14 protein-coding genes are annotated in these 17971 nt (G+C 65.7%); 7 read left to right on the forward strand and 7 right to left on the reverse strand.

Features of this window, described 5'->3' with window-relative positions; all coding sequences use genetic code 11:
* Positions 1-4: 4 nt before the first annotated feature.
* Positions 5-520, reverse strand: a complete 516-nt coding sequence (locus ABIB91_RS06415) for a P-loop NTPase family protein (RefSeq protein ID WP_354160836.1) — start codon at positions 518-520, stop codon at positions 5-7.
* Positions 521-766: 246 nt separating this feature from the next.
* On the opposite strand from ABIB91_RS06415, the gene panE reads away from it, so the two are divergent.
* The gene (gene panE, locus ABIB91_RS06420) at positions 767-1696 is read left to right on the forward strand and encodes a 2-dehydropantoate 2-reductase (protein ID WP_354160834.1); all 930 of its coding nucleotides are present in this window, start codon (positions 767-769) and stop codon (positions 1694-1696) included.
* Here panE and recG read toward each other — a convergent pair.
* Entirely contained in the window at positions 1693-3801 is a 2109-nt protein-coding gene (gene recG, locus ABIB91_RS06425) for an ATP-dependent DNA helicase RecG (RefSeq protein ID WP_354160832.1), read from the reverse strand. The two genes, panE and recG, sit on opposite strands and share 4 nt — an antisense overlap.
* 184 nt (positions 3802-3985) lie before the next feature.
* On the opposite strand from recG, the gene ABIB91_RS06430 reads away from it, so the two are divergent.
* Positions 3986-4276, forward strand: a complete 291-nt coding sequence (locus tag ABIB91_RS06430) for an FAD assembly factor SdhE (RefSeq protein WP_009859479.1) — start codon at positions 3986-3988, stop codon at positions 4274-4276.
* Positions 4273-7791: a transcription-repair coupling factor gene (mfd, locus tag ABIB91_RS06435; protein WP_354160830.1), complete on the forward strand. Its 3519-nt coding sequence runs from the start codon at positions 4273-4275 to the stop codon at positions 7789-7791. Before ABIB91_RS06430 ends, mfd begins: the two co-directional genes overlap by 4 nt.
* 130 nt (positions 7792-7921) lie before the next feature.
* Here mfd and ABIB91_RS06440 read toward each other — a convergent pair whose 3' ends face one another.
* The 3 genes from ABIB91_RS06440 to ABIB91_RS06450 all read right to left on the reverse strand — a co-directional run bounded on the left by ABIB91_RS06440 (position 7922) and on the right by ABIB91_RS06450 (position 12609).
* Positions 7922-9148 carry a GGDEF domain-containing protein gene (locus ABIB91_RS06440; protein ID WP_354160828.1) on the reverse strand — a complete coding sequence of 409 codons (1227 nt, stop codon included), beginning with the start codon at positions 9146-9148 and terminating at the stop codon, positions 7922-7924.
* An 85-nt stretch (positions 9149-9233) separates the two neighbouring features.
* Entirely contained in the window at positions 9234-10736 is a 1503-nt protein-coding gene (locus tag ABIB91_RS06445) for an AMP-binding protein (RefSeq protein ID WP_354160826.1), read from the reverse strand.
* Positions 10737-10740: 4 nt separating this feature from the next.
* Positions 10741-12609, reverse strand: a complete 1869-nt coding sequence (locus tag ABIB91_RS06450) for an extracellular solute-binding protein (RefSeq protein ID WP_354160963.1) — start codon at positions 12607-12609, stop codon at positions 10741-10743.
* Positions 12610-12868: 259 nt separating this feature from the next.
* Here ABIB91_RS06450 and ABIB91_RS06455 point away from each other — a divergent pair, with 259 nt between their 5' ends.
* On the forward strand, positions 12869-13672 hold the full coding sequence (locus ABIB91_RS06455) for an invasion associated locus B family protein (RefSeq protein ID WP_354160824.1): 804 nt from the start codon (positions 12869-12871) through the stop codon (positions 13670-13672).
* A gap of 77 nt (positions 13673-13749) precedes the next feature.
* Here the strand turns inward: ABIB91_RS06455 and hspQ are convergent, their stop codons facing one another.
* Positions 13750-14082, reverse strand: coding sequence for a heat shock protein HspQ (gene hspQ / locus ABIB91_RS06460; protein WP_007590865.1), 333 nt, complete (start codon positions 14080-14082; stop codon positions 13750-13752).
* Between the two features lie 106 nt (positions 14083-14188).
* Between hspQ and ABIB91_RS06465 the strand changes: the two genes are divergently transcribed.
* Positions 14189-15142, forward strand: a complete 954-nt coding sequence (locus ABIB91_RS06465) for an AEC family transporter (RefSeq protein ID WP_354160822.1) — start codon at positions 14189-14191, stop codon at positions 15140-15142.
* A 7-nt stretch (positions 15143-15149) separates the two neighbouring features.
* On the opposite strand, the gene ABIB91_RS06470 is transcribed toward ABIB91_RS06465, so the two are convergent.
* A complete protein-coding gene (locus ABIB91_RS06470; RefSeq protein WP_354160820.1) occupies positions 15150-16334 on the reverse strand; it encodes a UbiH/UbiF family hydroxylase in 1185 nt (394 codons plus the stop codon).
* A gap of 87 nt (positions 16335-16421) precedes the next feature.
* On the opposite strand from ABIB91_RS06470, the gene pcsA reads away from it, so the two are divergent.
* Together pcsA and ABIB91_RS06480 are read left to right on the forward strand one after the other, a co-directional pair.
* Positions 16422-17189: a phosphatidylcholine synthase gene (gene pcsA / locus ABIB91_RS06475; RefSeq protein ID WP_007590883.1), complete on the forward strand. Its 768-nt coding sequence runs from the start codon at positions 16422-16424 to the stop codon at positions 17187-17189.
* Positions 17186-17920, forward strand: coding sequence for a TerC family protein (locus ABIB91_RS06480; protein WP_219684363.1), 735 nt, complete (start codon positions 17186-17188; stop codon positions 17918-17920). Before pcsA ends, ABIB91_RS06480 begins: the two co-directional genes overlap by 4 nt.
* Positions 17921-17971: the final 51 nt, after the last annotated feature.

A 17971-nucleotide genomic window follows, 5' to 3' on the forward strand; every position in this document is an offset into this window, starting at 1 on the left:
TCGATCATGTGCCGTGCACCGACTCCAGAAAACCCTGGATGTCCCGATCGCGTCTCAAGCGCACGACCGGGACGTCAGCGCCAAACTGCACGCGCTCGGCCTCGATGACAGGCGCGCGCTCGGTGTCGTAGCGCCACGCCTCCCGCATCAATTTCCAGTCGAACTGTTCGGGACACCCCTCCGGGAGGTCGGGCCGGGTCCTGTCGCGATCGAACGCGGAGCGCAGGAGAATGCGCCACTGGCAAAGCCAGCGCGGGCGGTCGATGACGACCAGAGTGTCGGCGCGCGCAAGCGTGAGATCGAAGGCAAGTCCCGAGAAGCTGCCGTCGACGACCCATGCGTTACCCGCGATCGCATCAGTGACGCGCGCCCGGAAGCTCGGTTTGTCCGATGGCTTCCAGCCCGGCCGCCAGTAGAGCACGTCGAGATGCACCACGGGCAGCCCCAGCTTTTGCCCGAGATTCCGGGAGAGGCTCGTCTTTCCGCTACCCTGACAGCCTACGACGATGATCCGGCGCATGATGGGAAGATTTCACAAAGCCAGCCGCGACGAAAGGGGACGCTTAAGAGCCGGGCTTATCCGCATCGTCATTGCGAGCGGAGCGAAGCAATCCAGAGTCCCTCAATGGAAAGATCCTGGATTGCTTCCGCCTTCGCTAAAGCTTCGGCGGACAAGTCGCTGCGCTCGCAATGACGGGGAGGAGACGGCGCGTGGCCCATCTGTTATTCTTTGTGCGGAAGCGGTCACTCCGCATTGGGAGTTCGAATGAGAGTACTTGTGATCGGCGCGGGAGCGCTTGGAGGCTATTACGGAGCGCGCCTGGTCCGAGCCGGCGGCGACGTGACCTTTCTGGTGCGGGCCGGGCGTGCGGAGCAATTGCGGCGGAATGGATTGCAGGTCGTGAGCCCGCATGGCGACTTCGCCGTGCAGCCGAAGGTCATCCTGGCCAACGATCTCAAGGAAACGTTCGACGTCGTGCTCGTCGGGGTGAAATCCTACTCGCTCGACGATGCGATGGTCCAGTTTGCCCCGGCGGTCGGCGCCAACACGATGATTTTGCCGATCCTCAACGGCTTGAAACATGTCGACGCCCTGACTGCGCGGTTCGGTGCGAGGTGCGTCCTCGGCGGGCTCGCGAATGTCAGTGCCGGGCTCGATGCGGATGGCCGTGTCGTTCAGTTCATGGCCAATCAGACGATTGTCTTCGGGGAGATCGAGGGTTCGCTGAGCGAGCGTGTGCTTGCCCTGGAGACGCTGCTGCACGTGCCCGGTATCGACGTGCGCGCCAGCGAAGCGATCATGCAGGACATGTGGGAGAAATTCGTCCAGCTCAGCACGCTAGCCGGCATCACCTGCCTGATGCGTGCAAGCATCGGAGACATTCTGTCCGTGCCGAACGGCGAGCAATCCATTTTCCGCCTGTTTGCGGAATGCTGTGCCGTCGCGACCGCCTCGGGTTTTGAGCCGCGAGCGCCTTTCATCGAGTTTGACCGGAAGCTGTTCACGACCCCGGACTCCCCGCTCAAGGCCTCGATGCTGCGTGATATCGAGCGCGGTTCGATCACCGAGGCGGAGCACATCCTCGGCGATATGGCCAACCGGGCCCGTGCACTCGGCGTCGACACGCCGCTGCTGGATTTGGCCCGCGCGCATGTGGCGGCCTATGAGATCGGGCGCCAGAGAGCGGCCAGCTAACCCGCCCCGATCAGCGGGATCGCTTCATCCCGCTCATACAGATACAGCAGGCATCGCAGTGCCTCGCCGCGCTCGCCCTTGAGTTTCGGATCGTCCTTCAGGATGCGCAGCGCCTCGTCGCGGGCCTGCGTGATGAGCTGGCCGTGCACCTCCGACCGGGCGATGCGGTAGCCGGGCAGGCCGCTCTGGCGCACGCCGAGCACATCGCCTTCGCCGCGCAGCTTCAGATCTTCCTCGGCGATGCGAAAACCGTCGGTGGTCTCGCGGATCACCTTCAGTCGCGCCTTCGACATTTCGCCGAGCGGCTCGGAGTAGAGCAGCAGACAGGTCGAGGCCTCCGAGCCGCGCCCGATGCGGCCGCGCAATTGATGAAGCTGGGCGAGGCCAAAGCGTTCGGCGTTCTCGATCACCATGATGGTCGCCGCCGGCACGTCGACACCGACCTCGACCACGGTGGTCGCGACCAGCAGCCCGATCTCGTGGGCGGCGAACTGGCCCATGACGCGGTCCTTCTCGGTGCCCTTCATCTGGCCGTGGACAAGGCCGACGCGGTCGCCGAAACGCTTCTGCAGGCTTTCGAAGCGCTTGGTCGCATTGGTCAGGTGCTCGGTGCCCTCGGCCTCGGATTCCTCGACCAGCGGGCAGATCCAGTAGACCAGCTTGCCGGATTCGAGCGCACGGCCGATGCTGTCGGTGACCTCGCCGAGGCGGCTCATCGAGATGGTGCGGGTTTCGATCGGCTGGCGGCCGGCCGGCTTCTCCCTGAGCTCGCTGATGTCCATGTCGCCGAAATAGGTCAGCACCAGCGTGCGCGGGATCGGCGTGGCGCTCAGCACCAGCACGTCGACGGCCTCGCCCTTTGAGGTCAGCGCCAGCCGCTCGCGCACGCCAAAACGATGCTGCTCGTCGACGACCGCGAGGGCGAGATCGCGAAAGATCACGTCGTCCTGGATCAACGCATGGGTGCCGACGAGCAGGTCGATCTCGCCGGCTTCGAGCTGTGCCAAGAGTTCCCGCCGCTCCTTGCCTTTTTCGCGGCCGGTGAGGATCGCGACCCGCATGCCCGCACGCTCGGCGAGCGGCGCGATGGTCTTGATGTGCTGGCGCGCCAGAATTTCGGTCGGCGCCATTAGCGCCGCCTGCTTGCCGACCTCGGTGACGGCAGCGGCGGCGAGCAGCGCGACCACGGTCTTGCCGGAGCCGACGTCGCCCTGGAGCAGGCGCAGCATGCGCACCGGCTGTTGCAGATCGCTCGCGATGGCGGCTGCCGCGTCGCGCTGGGAGGATGTCAGCGCATAGGGCAGGGCGTCGATGATCTTGTTGCGGAGGTGCCCGTCGCCGGCGTTGCGCACGCCGGCCGGGCGGCGCAATTGGGCGCGAATCAGGGCAAGGGCGAGTTGCCCGGCCAGGAGTTCGTCGAACGCGAGACGGGACCAGAACGGCTGGTCGGGCAGAATGTCGGTGAGCTCAACCGGCTGGTGCACGCGGGTGAGCGCCTCGGCGATCGGCGGGAAGCCGCAGCGGCGCAGCACCTCCGGGCTGATCCATTCCGGCAGCGCCGGTAGCTTCTGCAGCGCCTGGGCGACCGCGCGGCGGAGTGAGCCGAGTGCAAGGCCCTCGGTCAAGGGATAGACGGGATCGATGCCGGAGAGTTTGGAAATCGCCTCCTCGTCCAGCACCCGGTCGGGATGCACGATCTGCGGGATGCCGTCGTACATCTGGAGCGTGCCGGAGACGAAGCGCTTCTCGCCGATCGGCAGCAGCTTCTCGACATAGCCGGGCTTTGCGCGGAAGAACGTCAGCACGACGTCGCCGGTATCGTCGCTGGCGTAGACGAGGTAGGGCGCGCGCGCATTGCGCGGCGGTGGCGGGCGGTGGCGATCGACGGTGACCTCCAGCGTCACCATAGTTCCCTGCACGGCGTCGCGGATCTTCGGCCGCGCCCGGCGGTCGATGACCTGGCTCGGCAAATGCAGCAACAGATCGACCAGCCGCGGTGTCTCATTGCGGCTGAGCAGATATTGCAGCAGCTTGTCCTGCTTCGGACCGACGCCGGGCAGGCTGGTCACGGGGGCAAACAGCGGATTGAGCAGGCTGGGGCGCATCAGGCGAACCTAGGATCGTTTTCGCTCGTCATGCCCGGCTTTATGCCCGGCATCCACGTGTTTTTTCGTGTCCCTGCGGCGGCAGCGGGGCATGACAAATCGAGGGCTGACAGGGCCCGCCTGAGTGGCTATATCACCCCGGCCCGGCACGTCCGGGCTTTTGGCGTTTGACTGGAATTGAGACATGACGGGAACGACACGATCGAGCGACGGGCTGGACGACCGCCGCAAGCGGCTTCTGTTCCGCTGCTGGCACCGCGGCACGCGCGAGATGGACCTGATCCTCGGCCGCTTCGCGGATGCCGAGATCGGCAATCTGTCCGACGACGAGCTGACGCAGCTCGAGACCCTGCTCGAAGAGGCCGATCCCGACCTCTACGCCGCCATCACCGGCGACAAGGTGCTTCCCGCCGAAGTCATCGGCCCGCTGTTTGCGCGCATCAAGGCGTTTCCGATCGCGGACCGCGACGTATGAAGCAGGGGATGAAATCGCCGGCCGAGCTGCTCACGCCCGGCCGCGCGCTGACGCTTGCCAATGTCGCCGACGGTGCCGAGGGCCTCGTCGTCTCCGATCTCGCGCGCGCAATCGCGGCGCGGCCGAAGAAGCCGGCCGTCAGCCTCGCCGTGATCTGCCGCGACGGGCCGCGGATGCAGCAGCTCGAACGTGCCTTGCAATTCTTCGCGCCCGATTTGCCCGTGCTGACCTTCCCGGCCTGGGACTGCCAACCCTATGACCGCGTCTCGCCGCATGGCGGCGTCCTCGCGCAGCGCCTGACGACGCTGGCACGGCTGGCGTCCCTGACCGGTAGCGACAAGCCGCTGATCGTGCTGACCACGGTGAACGCCGTCGTGCAGCGGGTGCCGGCGCGCGAACTCGTCGCGGCGCAGGCGCTGTCGGTCGCGCCCGGCAACGTCGTGCCGATGGACACCATCGTCGCCTGGCTCGAGCACAATGGCTACAACCGCTCCTCGACCGTGCGCGAGCCCGGCGAATACGCGGTGCGCGGCGGCATTCTGGACCTGTTTCCGGCCGGCCTCGAACAGCCCGTCCGTTTCGACTTCTTCGGCGACAGCCTGGAATCGATCCGCACCTTCGATGCCGAGACCCAGCGCACGCTGCTCGACATGCGCGCGCTCGATCTCGTGCCGATCTCCGAATTCCAGCTCGTCACCGATACCATCCGCCGCTTTCGCATGGGCTACGTCGCCGAGTTCGGCGCGCCCGAGCGCGACGATGCACTCTACGAGGCCGTCAGCGAGGGCCGCCGTCATCCCGGCATGGAGCACTGGCTGCCGCTGTTCCAGGACCGGATGGACACGCTGTTCGACTACCTGCAGGGCGCGGCGATCGCGATCGAGCCGCAGGCCGAGGACGCCATCCGCGAGCGCTTCAAGCAGATCCTCGACTATTACCAGGCCCGCCGCGATGCGATGGAGCATCCGGGTGGCGGCGCCATCTACAAGCCGCTGCCGCCTGACCGGCTCTATCTGACCGAGGAGGAGTGGGGCAAGCGCGAGAGCGGGATGCCGCTGGTGCGGCTGACACAGTTTTCGGTGCCTGCCGATGGTACCAGCGTGGTCGATGCCGGGGCACGCAAGGGCCGCGACTTCGCGCCGGAGCGCAATGATAACAAGGTCAACGTCTTCGAAGCCGTCGTCGCACATGTGCATGGGCTGCTGACAAGCCGCAAGAAGGTGGTCATCGCGCTCTGGACGGAGGGCTCGAGGGACCGCATGACCTCGATGCTGCGCGATCACAAGCTCACCCCTGTAACCAGCGTCAACAGCTGGCGCACGGTGCAGGCGACCCCGCGCAACGAGACCATGCTTGCCGTGCTCGGCCTCGAAAGCGGTTTCGAGACCGACGAGATCGCTGTCATCAGCGAGCAGGACATTCTTGGCGATCGCCTGGTGCGGCCGCGCAAGGCGAGCCGCAAGCTCGACAATTTCATCTCGGAGGTGACGAGTCTCGCCGCCGGCGACATCGTGGTCCATGTCGATCACGGCATCGGCCGCTTCATCGGGCTGCAGACGCTCGACGTCGCCGGCGCGCCGCATGACTGCCTCGAGCTGCATTATGCCGCCGAGACCAAGCTGTTCCTGCCGGTCGAGAACATCGAGCTGCTGTCGCGCTACGGCTCCGACCAGACCTCGGTCGAACTCGATCGTCTCGGCGGCTCCGGCTGGCAGACGCGCAAGGCCAAGCTCAAGAACCGCATCCGCGAGATCGCGGGCGAGCTGATCAAGATCGCTGCCGAGCGCCACCTCCACGAGGCGCCGAAGCTGCCGGTGCAGCCGGGCCTCTATGACGAGTTCTGCGCGCGCTTCCCGTATGACGAGACCGAGGATCAGCTCGGCGCGATCGAGTCCACGCTGAAGGACCTCGAGCTCGGCCGTCCCATGGACCGGCTGATTTGCGGCGACGTCGGCTTCGGCAAGACCGAGGTGGCGCTGCGTGCCGCCTTCGCGGTCGCGCTCGAAGGCAAGCAGGTCGCAGTCGTGGTGCCGACCACGCTGCTCGCCCGTCAGCACTACAGGACGTTCACCGACCGCTTCAAGGGTTTCCCGCTGCAGGTCGCACAGGCCTCGCGCCTGGTGCCGGCCAAGCAGCTCAATCTGGTCAAGAAAGGCCTCACCGACGGTTCGGTCGATATCGTCGTCGGCACCCACGCGCTGCTCAGCAAGTCGATCAAGTTCCGCGACCTCGGCCTGCTGATCGTCGACGAGGAGCAGCATTTCGGCGTCACCCACAAGGAGCGGCTGAAGCAGCTCCGCGCCGAGGTGCACGTGCTGACGCTGTCGGCGACGCCGATTCCGCGCACGCTTCAATTGGCGCTCACCGGCGTGCGCGAGCTCTCGATCATCGCATCGCCCCCGGTCGACCGTCTCGCGGTGCGCACCTTCGTCGCCCCGCACGACCCCTTGATGATCCGCGAGGCGCTGCTGCGCGAGCGCTATCGCGGCGGCCAGGCGTTCTACGTGGTGCCGCGCATCGACGACCTCGCCGAGGTCAAGGACTTCCTCGACAAGAACGTGCCGGAGATGAAGGTCGCGGTCGCGCACGGGCAGATGCCGCCCGCCGTGATTGAGGACATCATGACCGCGTTCTACGACGGCAAGTTCGACATCCTGCTGTCGACCACGATCGTGGAATCCGGCCTCGACATCCCCAACGCCAACACGCTGATCGTGCATCGCGCCGACATGTTCGGCCTCGCCCAGCTCTACCAGCTCCGTGGTCGCGTCGGCCGTTCCAAGCTGCGGGCCTATGCGCTGTTCACGCTGCCAGCGCAGCAGAAGATCACGGCGCAGGCCGAGCGCAGGCTCACCGTGCTGCAATCGCTGGAGACGCTGGGCGCGGGCTTCCAGCTCGCCTCGCACGACCTCGACATCCGCGGCGCCGGCAACATCCTGGGCGAGCAGCAGTCCGGCCACATCAAGGAGGTCGGTTTCGAGCTCTACCAGTCGATGCTGGAGGAGGCGATCGTCAACCTCAAGGCCGGCGTGTCCGAGCCCGCCGCCGATCGCTGGTCGCCGACGATCACAATCGGCATGCCCGTGCTGATTCCGGAGGACTATGTCGGCGATCTCTCGGTGCGGCTGTCACTCTACCGGCGGCTCGCCGACCTCGACAGCGAGGAGGAGATCGAGAATTTCGGTGCCGAGATGCGCGATCGTTTCGGCGTGCTGCCGGACGAGGTGCGCTATTTGTTCAAGGTCGCCGCGATCAAGGCGTTCTGCCGCCAGGCTAATGTCGGCAAGATCGATGCCGGTCCGAAGGGCGCCGTCATCGCCTTCCGAGACAATTCCTTCGCCCATCCCGATCGGCTGGTGAGCTTCATCCGCAGCCACGGCCAGGCCGCGAAGGTACGGCCCGACATGAAGGTGGTGTTCCTGCAAGACTGGGAGACGCCGGAAGAGCGTCTGGCCGGCACCACCGAGATCATGCGCCAGCTGGCGCAGCTCGCGCAGAGCAAGAAGGCGGCGTAGAGGCTTCAGGTCTCACCACGTCATTGCGAGCGCAGCGAAGCGAAGCAATCCAGACTGTTCCCCGCGGAGAGATTCTGGATTGCTTCGCTGCGCGCGCAATGACGGTGTTTGTTGCAGCAGCTTGAAGAAACTACGACGCCGCCCGCGACGCCTCGGCCGACAGTCGCCCGAGCAGCGACCGCGCCGTGTCCGACGGCGACAGGGAGTCCACGCTGACGACGGGATCGCTGCGCATCTCGTGCTTGCCGTTCGAGGTGTGCCGCATCACCGCGGAGAGGCGGCGGGCGATCATATGGGCGGTGCGGAAGTCGGTCTCCGCGAACACGACGATGACCGAACCGTCCTTCTGCGCCACGCCAAAATCCATCTGCCGCATCAGCCTGCTGAGAATGCGCGCGGCATCGAGCTGGGCTCGGGAATTGCCGGGATCGAAGGCGAAGCGTGCGACCGAGAGGCCGCCGCCACGAGCCAGCGTCTGCTCGACCGCCTTGGCAAAATCGCGCGCAAAAGCTTCTACCGTGAGCAGGCCGCTGCGCGGGTCGAGCCAGCCGCCGGCATCGATCGAGCGCAGCGTGCGGCTCAGCTGGGCTTCCATCGCGTGCTGGCGGATCAAGGGCAGCGCATTGGCGGCGACTTTCGCCGGCTCGCCCGGGATCAGCTCGAGATTGGGCAGGTCGTAAGTCTGCGTCAATTGATGCGCGGTGACGACCACGGGCAGGCTGCGGAAGCGAGTGTCCTCGGCGAGCACCGTGAGGAAGGCATCGGTCACGCGGGCGGTAAAACCTTCGGCGAGCACGACGCCGTCGAGGTCGCGGGTGTTGAGATGCTTGGCCGCGGCCTCGATCGAGAGCGCGCCGACGACGCCAATACGCTCGCCTAGCGCAACGGAAAGCGCGGGGTAAGCCGCGCCGCGACCGATCAGAAGCACCGTAGCATCGCGAACGGGATCAGCGTCCGGCAGCGCGACTTTCACCTCGGGCAGCCGGCGCAGCACCGTGGCATGAAGCGTGCGAATCCGTAGCGCGGCGCGAAGCCGCGCGATCAGGCGTTCGGAATGGCCGGCGCGCGAGGAGGAGAAAGGCAGGGCGTTGTGCGGGAGCGCGCCCGCCGCATCCAACGCCACGAAGGGAAGGTAAGGCGATTGCTCGGCGATCTTCCTGGCGAGCAGCGCCAGATGCGGCTCGTGCCCGGCATCCATCGCGGCGAGAACAACGGCCGGCTGCACCTCTTCGACCGCGCGCGTCGCGCCGGCCCAGCCGGTGTCGATCACGGGGAAGAATCGCGCCTCGTCCAGCGCCGCGATGAAGGCCGGCCGCTCGCCATTGGACACAAACAGGATCGGGCCGGCCTGGGACATCGAGAAACTCTGGTCACGCAACAGGTGCTGCGCAATCTAGTCCGGCCGCCTTAATGCAGCGTCAATGGAACGGTCGAAACTACGCTTAGACCGGCCCGGAACGGTCGCGAAAAGCTTCGACCATCAGGGGGTTAAGCCCGAGTTCACTGAGCGTCTCGCGGGCGCGGGCATTGTCCTGGGCTCGGCCCGCGAGCCGGTGACCGGAGAGCCGGTCGGGCAGCGCGGTCAGCAGGGCGCCCTGGCCGAGCCGGCGGGCCCATTCCTGGAGATCGTTGGAGAGGAAGCGGTAGCCGCCGACGGCCATGATCCCGGAGGGCGGCGCGGTGATGCAGATCGCGCCGCTGGGACGATCGAGCCGCGCGGCATAGCCGGTATCGACATAGTCACGTGGCGGCTGCGCGATCAGGGTGTCGCCGGCCGGCTGTGGCGGGGCGTAGGCCGCGATCGGCACCATCGGGCCGCGCAGGCCGAGCGTGCCCTTCGGCGTCAGCAGAATCTCGCCGGCGATCGATGAACCCGACTGCTCGCGTGGCGCGCCGTGCGGTCCCGGCATCACCGGTACCGGCATGCCGTCCTCGCCACGCCGGGCGCCGAACAATCCGGCCTCGCCGAACAGATAGACGTCCGTGAACGGCGCGTGCGGCGCGATCCATGCCTCGCTCGCCGCCACCTGCTCGGGCGCGCGCCACAGGCCGATGACGTTGCGCAAGGTCGGCATCCGCGCCGCCAGATCGGAATCGCCGAGCCGCTGGGCAAATTGCGCCGGTGCGATCAGCACGTCGCATTCGTGCGCGTTGATCTGCTGCTCCAGCACGTCGTTCTCGAACGGATGATGCAGCGCCAGCGTACCGCCGCACAGCAGCCACACCGCGAGCGAGGAGGCGAGCCCTGCGAACGACATCGGCGTGAACGCCGCCATCACGGTCGCGCCCTGCCTGACGTCGGCTTCCAGCGACATCGCGAGCCCACCGGCGATCAGGCTGAAATGCGGTCGCGGCACCGGACGAAAGCCTTCCGCGGTAACGTCGAAGGAGATCATCGCCGCCTTGCGGCCATCCTGAATCACGGCGCGCGAGGTGCCGGGCGGACGGGCCTGCACGTCGTCGAGCGAGGCCATGCCTTCGGGCAGGTTGGTGCCGAAGCCGCAGACATGGCGAATCGAGAAGGCTTCCGCGGCCGCATGCATGGCGAGATCGGCATAGCTGACGCCGTCGACCGTACTCATGGTGACGATGGCGCGCGCCGCGGTGCGGTTGAGAGCGGCGGTCAGTTCGGCATGGCGCCAGAGCAGCGGCAGCACGGCAACGACGAGGCCGGCGCGATGGGCGGCGAGAACGGTGAGCACGAACTCGACCGTATTCGGCAGCTGGATGGCGATGACGGAATTGGCCGGCAGGCCCGATTCGACGAAATAGGCGGACAGCGCCTCGATGGCCGTGTCTGCCTCGGCATAGCTCATCCGCCGCGGCTGGTGCCCGGTCACGCGGAACTTGTTCAGCGGGTCGAGCAGGGCAGTCGCGTGCGGCTGCCGCATCAGCGTGCGCTGAAACAGCGTGTCGAGCGTCGGCGATACGGCTGGCTGGTTCACGGCGTCACTTTGCTTGACGAGCTTGCGGCTGCCCCTTCGACCACCAGGTCTCCGGCAAATAGCCGGACAGCGAGGTGGCCTCTGGCGGTTCTATCCGATTCCAGCGCGCGATCCATTGCTCGGATACGTTAAACAGGGGGATTGTGTAGAAACCGGAGATCAAAGCGCGATCGAGCGCCCGCACCGCCGACACGAAAGCCGTATGTTCACGGGCTTCCAGCAGTGCGGCGATCATCGCATCGACGGCGGGATCCCGGGCCCCCATGTAGTTGCGGGTGCCGGGATTATCGGCGGCAGCGCTCCCCCAATAGAAATATTGCTCGTTGCCGGGCGACAGCGACTGGTCCCAGCGGTTCTGGATCATGTCGAACTCGTACGCGAGCCGGCGCTGGTCGAATTGCACGGGATCGACCGATCGCACGCTCGGCTCGATGCCGGCGCGCCTGAGGTCGCGCTGGAACGCAAGCGCGACGCGTTCCTGGTCGCGGGTCGTGACCAGGATCTCGAAGGTGAAGGGCGCCTTGGTCGCGCGGTTGCGCAGCACGGTGCCGTCGAGATCGTAGCCGGACTCCGACAATAGCTTCAGGGCCGCGCGCAGCGTGGTCCGGTCGCGGCCCGAACCGTCGGTCACCGGCAGGCGGTAGCTGCCGTCCATGATGTCAGGCGGGATCTGCGCGGCGAACGGCTTGAGCAGCTCGCGCTCGCGCGCATCGGCGGGATGGCCATACGCTGACAGATCCGAGCCGGCAAAATAGCCGGCGACGCGCGAGTAGAGGTTGAAGAAGTAATTGCGGTTGACCAGCTCGAAGTCGAACAGCAGCGTCAAGGCCTGGCGGATGCGGATGTCGGCGAAGATGGGACGCCTCGTGTTGAACACCAGAAATTCGGAAGGTTGCGGCACGCCCGGCTTGAAGGTGTCGCGGATCACGTCGCCATTCTTTGCCGCGGGAAAGTCGTAGCCGTCGTGCCAGCGCAGCGGCTCGTGCTCGATGCGGAAATCATAGAGGCCGCGCTTGAAAGCCTCGAACTGGCCGTTGGCTTCGCGAAAATAGTCGAGCCTGATCTCGTCGAAATTGTAGAGCCCGCGATTGATGGGGAGGTCACGGCCCCAATAGTCGGGATTGCGGGTGAGCGTCACGCTGGCACCGGGCCTCACCGCGGTGACGCGATAGGGGCCGGAGCCGACCGGACCCGTCAGCGTCGTCTCCTCGAAAGCCGCGACGTCGACCGCGTGTTTCGGCAGGATCGGCATCAAGCCGAGGATCAGCGGCAGTTCGCGGTCATTGGCCCCCGCAAGGTCGAAGCGGACGGTGAGGGGATCCGGCGCCTCGGCGCTTGCGACCTTGCCGTAATATTGCCGGTGGTTGGGGCGGCCGTGGTCGCGCAGCAGCTGCCAGGAGAACAGCACGTCCTCGGCGCGGACCGGCTTGCCGTCGGAGAAGCGGGCGCGGGGATCGATGTGGAACGTGACAAAGCTCCGCTCGTCATCGGTCTCGACCGATCTGGCGAGCAGGCCGTAGAGCGTGAACGGCTCGTCATTGCCGCGCGCGAGCAGGCTCTCGATCACGTAGTTCCGCATCTGCTGCACGGCCAGTCCCTTGACGATGAAGGGATTGAGGCTGTCGAAGGTGCCAAGAACGCCCCAGGTCAGCCGGCCGCCTTTGGGGGCATCAGGATTGACGTAAGGCATGTGGGTGAAATCGGCAGGCATCGCCGGCTTGCCGTGCATCGCGATGGCGTGGGCCTCCTCGGCCCCCGCGCCGCTTGCCGGGAGCCCCAAGGCGAACGAGAACCCCAAGGCGAAAGCCAGGGTGCAGAGGCCGACGCAAAGACCCTCAGGGCGGCCCTCGAGAAGGCGCTGGAACATGAACATCTGCACACGTTGATTCGAGGACCGCGGGCCTGAATCCTATCACAGGGATTTTCCCGGGGGCGCACGCTGGCGCGCGGCCAAAGACGCTTGTCGGCATTGATCTTTTCGTCGGCCACGTTAAGAAGGCACGCAATCGCGCACGAGCGCCGAGCCGTCACTTATCCGCCTCATTTGACGGGGAGAGAGCCGCGCCCAAGGCGGCCAGGTTCGGTGCGTCGAAGCGGTTCGGGCACTTCCCGTTTAGAAAGGGTTTTCCGCAATGAATTTCCGTTACTTGGCCGCGTCCGTCCGGCCGCGCGGGCGACTTCTCGCCTTGTTGACGGCGACGGCGTTGGCCGTCCCGTTTGCCGCCGAGGCTCAGGCGCCGGCTCCGGGCGCGCCCGCGCCCAAGGCGGCTCCGAAGGCCGCTCCGAAGGCTGCCCCAAAAGCGCCGGCGCCGGCCGCTCAGGCGCCCGCCCAACCGGCACCCGCCCAAGGCACTCCGGCGCAGCAGGGCGCGGCCCAGCCGGCCGATCAGCAGATCCAGCTGATCTATGCCCCCTGGACCAAGTTCTGCCTCAAGGGCCAGGACGCCAACGCCAAGCAGGTCTGCTTCACCGGCAAGGACGGCCGTATCGAGTCGGGCCAGCCGGTCATCGCAGCCGTCATCATCGAGCCCGAAGGCGAGCCGAAGAAGATCCTGCGCGTGACGCTGCCGCTCGGCATGCAGCTGGTGCACGGCACCCGCATCATCGTGGACAACAATCCGCCGTTGCAGAGCCCGTATGTGATCTGCTTCCAGAACGGCTGCATGTCCGACTACGAAGCCACGCCCGAGTTCATCAACAACATGAAGAAGGGCCAGAACCTCGTTGTTCAGGCGATCAATGCCAACGGCGCGCCGCTGACGCTGCCGCTGCCGCTCGCCGGCGAATTCCAGAAGGCCTATGACGGTCCGCCGACCGATCCGAAGGTGTTCGAGGAAACTCAGAGGAAGCTGCAGGAAGAGCTCCAGAAGAAGGCTGAAGAGCTGCAGAAGAAGCAGCAGCAAGCGCCTGGCGCCGCTCCGGCCGGACAGAAGTAATCAGCGATCAATCCCGCACATGAAAAAGGCGCTCGGTTCGAGCGCCTTTTTTGCTGGCCAGTTGGTGGCGGCGAAACTCAGTTCAGCGATGGATTCCGCGGGCGGTAACCGCCGGTCTTGTCCTTGACGAAGATCTCGGCGACCTGGGAATGCCGGACCGGCTCGCCGGAATCGTCCGGCACGAGATTCTGTTCGGAGACATAGGCGACGTATTCCGACTCCGAGTTCTCCGCGAGCAGGTGATAGAACGGCTGGTCCTTGTGGGGCCGCACCTCCTCGGGGATCGACAGCCACCACTCCTCGGTGTTGTTGAATTCCGGATCGATGTCGAAGATCACGCCCCGGAACGAGAAGATCCGGTGGCGCACGACCTGTCCGATCTGGAATTTGGCGGTCCGCGCTTTAATCATTCCCCGTCGATAGACCAGGATTGTGGCCGATGCTAGTGCCCTGATCTGGAATTAACCCGCGGTTGCGGGGCAGATAACCCCCCAATCTTCAGAAAACACTTCATCAATGGTCGATATCCTCAATCTGGCTCTACCTTATTTCGGCTTGATCTTCGTTGGATTCGCCTGTGGCAAGGTCAAATCGCTGCCGGAATCGGGCCTCGCCTGGATGAACTTCTTCCTGCTCTATGTGTCGCTGCCGGCACTGCTGTTTGCGATCATGTCGAAGACGCCGTTTTCGGAATTGAACAACCCGCCGTTCCTGGTCGCGACCACGCTGTCGACGGTTGCGGCGTTCACACTCGCGCTGGTGATCGGCAAGGTTCTCGGCCGGCTGACACTGCGCGAGGCGACGCTTGCCGGGCTCTCGGGCGGCTACGGTAATATCGGCTACATGGGACCGGGCCTGGCGCTCGCCGTGCTCGGGCCGAAGGCCTCGGCGCCGACTGCGCTGATCTTCTGCTGCGACAGCATCTTTCTGTTCACGATCGTGCCGCTGCTGATTGAGCTCTCGGACCGCGATCATCCCTCGATCGTGCATGCCTTCGGCGTCGTGCTGAAGCAGATCGTGCTGAACCCGTTGATCATGTCGGCCTGTTTTGGCGCGGCCTTCGCATCGCTGCATATCGAGATGCCGGTCGCGCTCGATCGCACCATCACCTTCCTCCAGAACGCAGCCGCCCCGACCGCGCTGTTCGTGCTCGGCGTGACCGTGGCGCTCCGTCCGTTCGATCGGGTCCCGTGGGAGGTGCCGGGCGTGATCGCGATCAAGCTCCTGATCCACCCGCTCGCAGCTTTCGGCCTGATGCTGGCGTTCGGCCCGTTCGCGCAGCCCTGGGCCGCGACCGCCGTGCTGATGGCCTCGCTGCCGCCGGCTTTGAACGTGTTCGTCATCGCCCGGCAGAACGACGCCTGGATCGAATCCGCCTCCGTCGCAGTGCTCCTCGGGACGTTTGCATCCGTTGTCACGCTGACCAGCGTGATGTGGGCGATCCAGACCGGGCGGCTGGCGTTTCCTTGAGCGGCGGTTACTTCCGCCAAGTCGGCGTCAGCCCCTCGCGCATCGCAAAACGCCGGAGCGGGCCGATCGCGCCGAGCAGGTGCATGCCGACCGCGCGGACCGGCTGGAGCGGCAGGAAATCGTTGAGCAGTGAGCGGTTGGCGATGTCGATCGCAAAGGTCCGGCTCAGGATGTCCGGGCGCCGGGCCCGGTCGTAACGCTTGAGCACGTCGGGCGCGCCGGGATCCTGGCCCGATGCGATGGCCTCGCCTGCGAGCCTCGCAATGTCGGCGGCATCGCGAAGGCCGAGATTGAGGCCCTGGGCGCCGATCGGGGGAACCACATGGGCGGCTTCGCCGACCAGCGCGATGCGGTCGCGACCAAAGGATTTTGGACGTTCGATCGCCAGCGGGAACAAATGGCGGCCCGGCTCCACCGTCATGCGTCCGAGGATCGAATGGGACTGCTTCTCGATCGCGGCGGACAATTCCTCGTCGCTCAGGCCGCGAAGTCGCTCTGCGTCCGCAGGCGCCGAGACCCAGACGACGCTGGAGCGATCGCCGGGCAGAGGCACGAACACGCAAGGGCCATGCGGGGTGTGGAACTCGGTCGAGACGTTGCGATGGGGCCGCGCGTGGCCGACATTGAAGGTCAGCGCCGTCTGGGTCAGCTCGCGCCGCGTCACCGCGATGCCGGAGGCTTGGCGGCACAGCGAATGCCGGCCGTCGGCGCCGACCACGAGGCGGGCCGAGAGAAATTGCGCAGCCGCGGTGCGGATCGCGACGTCATCGGCTTCGATGACGACAGTTTCGGCCTCGTCGTCGAAACGGACGACATCGGGCAGTTCGGCCGCGCGCGCCTCCAGCGCCAGCATCAGCGAGCGGTTGTCGATATTGTAACCGAAGGCATCGAGGCCGATTTCGTGGCAGGAGAACCGGACCTCGGGGCTGCGAAACAGCCGGCCGGTGTCGTCGACGAGCCGCATGATTTCAAGCGCGGCCGCCTTGTCCTTGCAGCGCGGCCAGACGTCGAGGCTCTCCAGCAGATCGACGGAGGCACCGAGTAGCGCCGTGGTGCGATTGTCGGCATAGGGCACGCGACGCGCCACCAGTGCGGTCCGTGCGCCTGCCTGCGCCAATGCGATGGCCGCGCCAAGTCCCGCCGGTCCGCCGCCGATTACGGCCGCGTCAAAGAGTGTCGATGCATCTGTCATGGAACGACATTTGACACGCCCCGCGGCAAATTCAAGCCCACTGATATTTCCCTGATTTTATGACGAATTGTGCGACCGGGCGCCGCAATGGCTTATGTGCAAACCGGTGTCATTCTGATAGCAGAAGCCATGGACAGCCAAGAGGATTCCCTGAAGCCCAGGCCCGCGATCCGCGCCGCCGCCTTCTCGGTGCACATCTTCACCGCGTTCGGTGCGGCGATCGCGCTGCTGGCGATGCTTGAGGCCGTGCGCGAGCACTGGGCGGCAATGTTTCAATGGCTGGGCGTCGCCCTCATCATCGACGCGATCGACGGGCCGATTGCGCGCCGGCTCAACGTCAAGGACGTGCAGCCGAACTGGTCGGGCGACGTGCTCGATCTCGTGGTCGATTTCGTCACCTACGTCTTCGTGCCGGCCTATGCGATCGTGGCCAGCGGCTTGCTGCTGCCGGTCGCAGCACCCTTGCTCGGCGTCGCCATCATCGTCACCAGCGCATTATATTTCGCCGATCTGCGCATGAAGGCGGAGGACAATCATTTCCGCGGTTTTCCGGCGCTGTGGAATGCGGCGGCGTTCTATCTGTTCCTGCTGCACTGGTCGCCGCTGCTCTCGACGCTGCTGGTCGCGGCCCTGGTGGTGCTGACCTTCGTGCCGTTCCACGTGCTGCATCCCGTGCGCGTCGTGCGGCTGCGTTGGCTGACGATGTCGCTGATCGCGATCTGGGCTCTGCTCTCCTTCTACACGCTGCAGATGGACTTTCGCGTCGGCACCGGCGTGACTGTCGCGCTCTGCGCGATCGCGCTCTGGATCAGCTTTAGCGACGCATTGATACGGCTGACAAGATCCTTCGCATGATGCACCTGTTGACCAGCCCCGAAGCCTGGGCCGCGCTCCTCACCTTGACCGCGCTCGAGATCGTACTCGGCATCGACAACGTCATCTTCCTGTCGGTGATCGTCTCGCGCATTCCCGAGAAGCAGGCGCACCGCGCCCGCCAGATCGGGCTGGCGCTGGCGCTGATCTTCCGCATCATCCTGCTCAGCCTCCTGGTCTGGCTGATCGGCCTGACCGCGCCGGTGTTTTCGTTTTCGGGTTACGGCTTCTCCTGGCGCGACCTCATCCTGATCGGCGGCGGCCTGTTCCTGATCGCGAAGGCGACGCACGAGATTCATGGCGAGGTCGAAGCCGATGACGGCGAGGGCGACGAAAAGTCCCCTCGTAACGCTTTCTTCTGGGTCATCGTCCAGATCGTGATCATCGACATGGTGTTCTCGCTGGACTCGATCATCACCGCGATCGGCATGGCGCAGGACCTCGAGATCATGATCGCGGCCGTCGTGATAGCCTGCCTGATCATGTACATTTCGTCGGGGCCGGTGTCGCGATTCGTCGCGGAGCACCCGACCACGAAAATGCTGGCGCTGGCCTTCCTGGTGCTGATCGGCGTCGCGCTGGTTGCGGACGGATTCCAATTCCACATCCCGCGCGGCTACATCTATTTCGCGATTGCGTTCTCGGCGGCGGTCGAGTTCTTCAACGTGCTGGCGAAACGCAACCGCAGGAAAACGGCCAAGCCGTCGGTCTAGGCATTCCAGCCGGCGTCGAGTTGACAAGGCGGGCGCGATGTCTTTCGCTGG

The organism is Bradyrhizobium sp. JR4.3 (assembly GCF_040547695.1).
Classification (GTDB): Bacteria; Pseudomonadota; Alphaproteobacteria; order Rhizobiales; family Xanthobacteraceae; genus Bradyrhizobium; species Bradyrhizobium canariense.

Coding starts and splice junctions, on each gene's coding strand:
- ABIB91_RS06415 (WP_354160836.1), bottom strand. CDS start 520: ATGCGCCGGATCATCGTCGTAGGCTGTCAGGGTAGCGGAAAGACGAGC.
- panE (WP_354160834.1), top strand. CDS start 767: ATGAGAGTACTTGTGATCGGCGCGGGAGCGCTTGGAGGCTATTACGGA.
- recG (WP_354160832.1), bottom strand. CDS start 3,801: ATGCGCCCCAGCCTGCTCAATCCGCTGTTTGCCCCCGTGACCAGCCTG.
- ABIB91_RS06430 (WP_009859479.1), top strand. CDS start 3,986: ATGACGGGAACGACACGATCGAGCGACGGGCTGGACGACCGCCGCAAG.
- mfd (WP_354160830.1), top strand. CDS start 4,273: ATGAAGCAGGGGATGAAATCGCCGGCCGAGCTGCTCACGCCCGGCCGC.
- ABIB91_RS06440 (WP_354160828.1), bottom strand. CDS start 9,148: ATGTCCCAGGCCGGCCCGATCCTGTTTGTGTCCAATGGCGAGCGGCCG.
- ABIB91_RS06450 (WP_354160963.1), bottom strand. CDS start 12,609: ATGTTCATGTTCCAGCGCCTTCTCGAGGGCCGCCCTGAGGGTCTTTGC.
- ABIB91_RS06455 (WP_354160824.1), top strand. CDS start 12,869: ATGAATTTCCGTTACTTGGCCGCGTCCGTCCGGCCGCGCGGGCGACTT.
- hspQ (WP_007590865.1), bottom strand. CDS start 14,082: ATGATTAAAGCGCGGACCGCCAAATTCCAGATCGGACAGGTCGTGCGC.
- ABIB91_RS06465 (WP_354160822.1), top strand. CDS start 14,189: ATGGTCGATATCCTCAATCTGGCTCTACCTTATTTCGGCTTGATCTTC.
- ABIB91_RS06470 (WP_354160820.1), bottom strand. CDS start 16,334: ATGACAGATGCATCGACACTCTTTGACGCGGCCGTAATCGGCGGCGGA.
- pcsA (WP_007590883.1), top strand. CDS start 16,422: ATGGCTTATGTGCAAACCGGTGTCATTCTGATAGCAGAAGCCATGGAC.
- ABIB91_RS06480 (WP_219684363.1), top strand. CDS start 17,186: ATGATGCACCTGTTGACCAGCCCCGAAGCCTGGGCCGCGCTCCTCACC.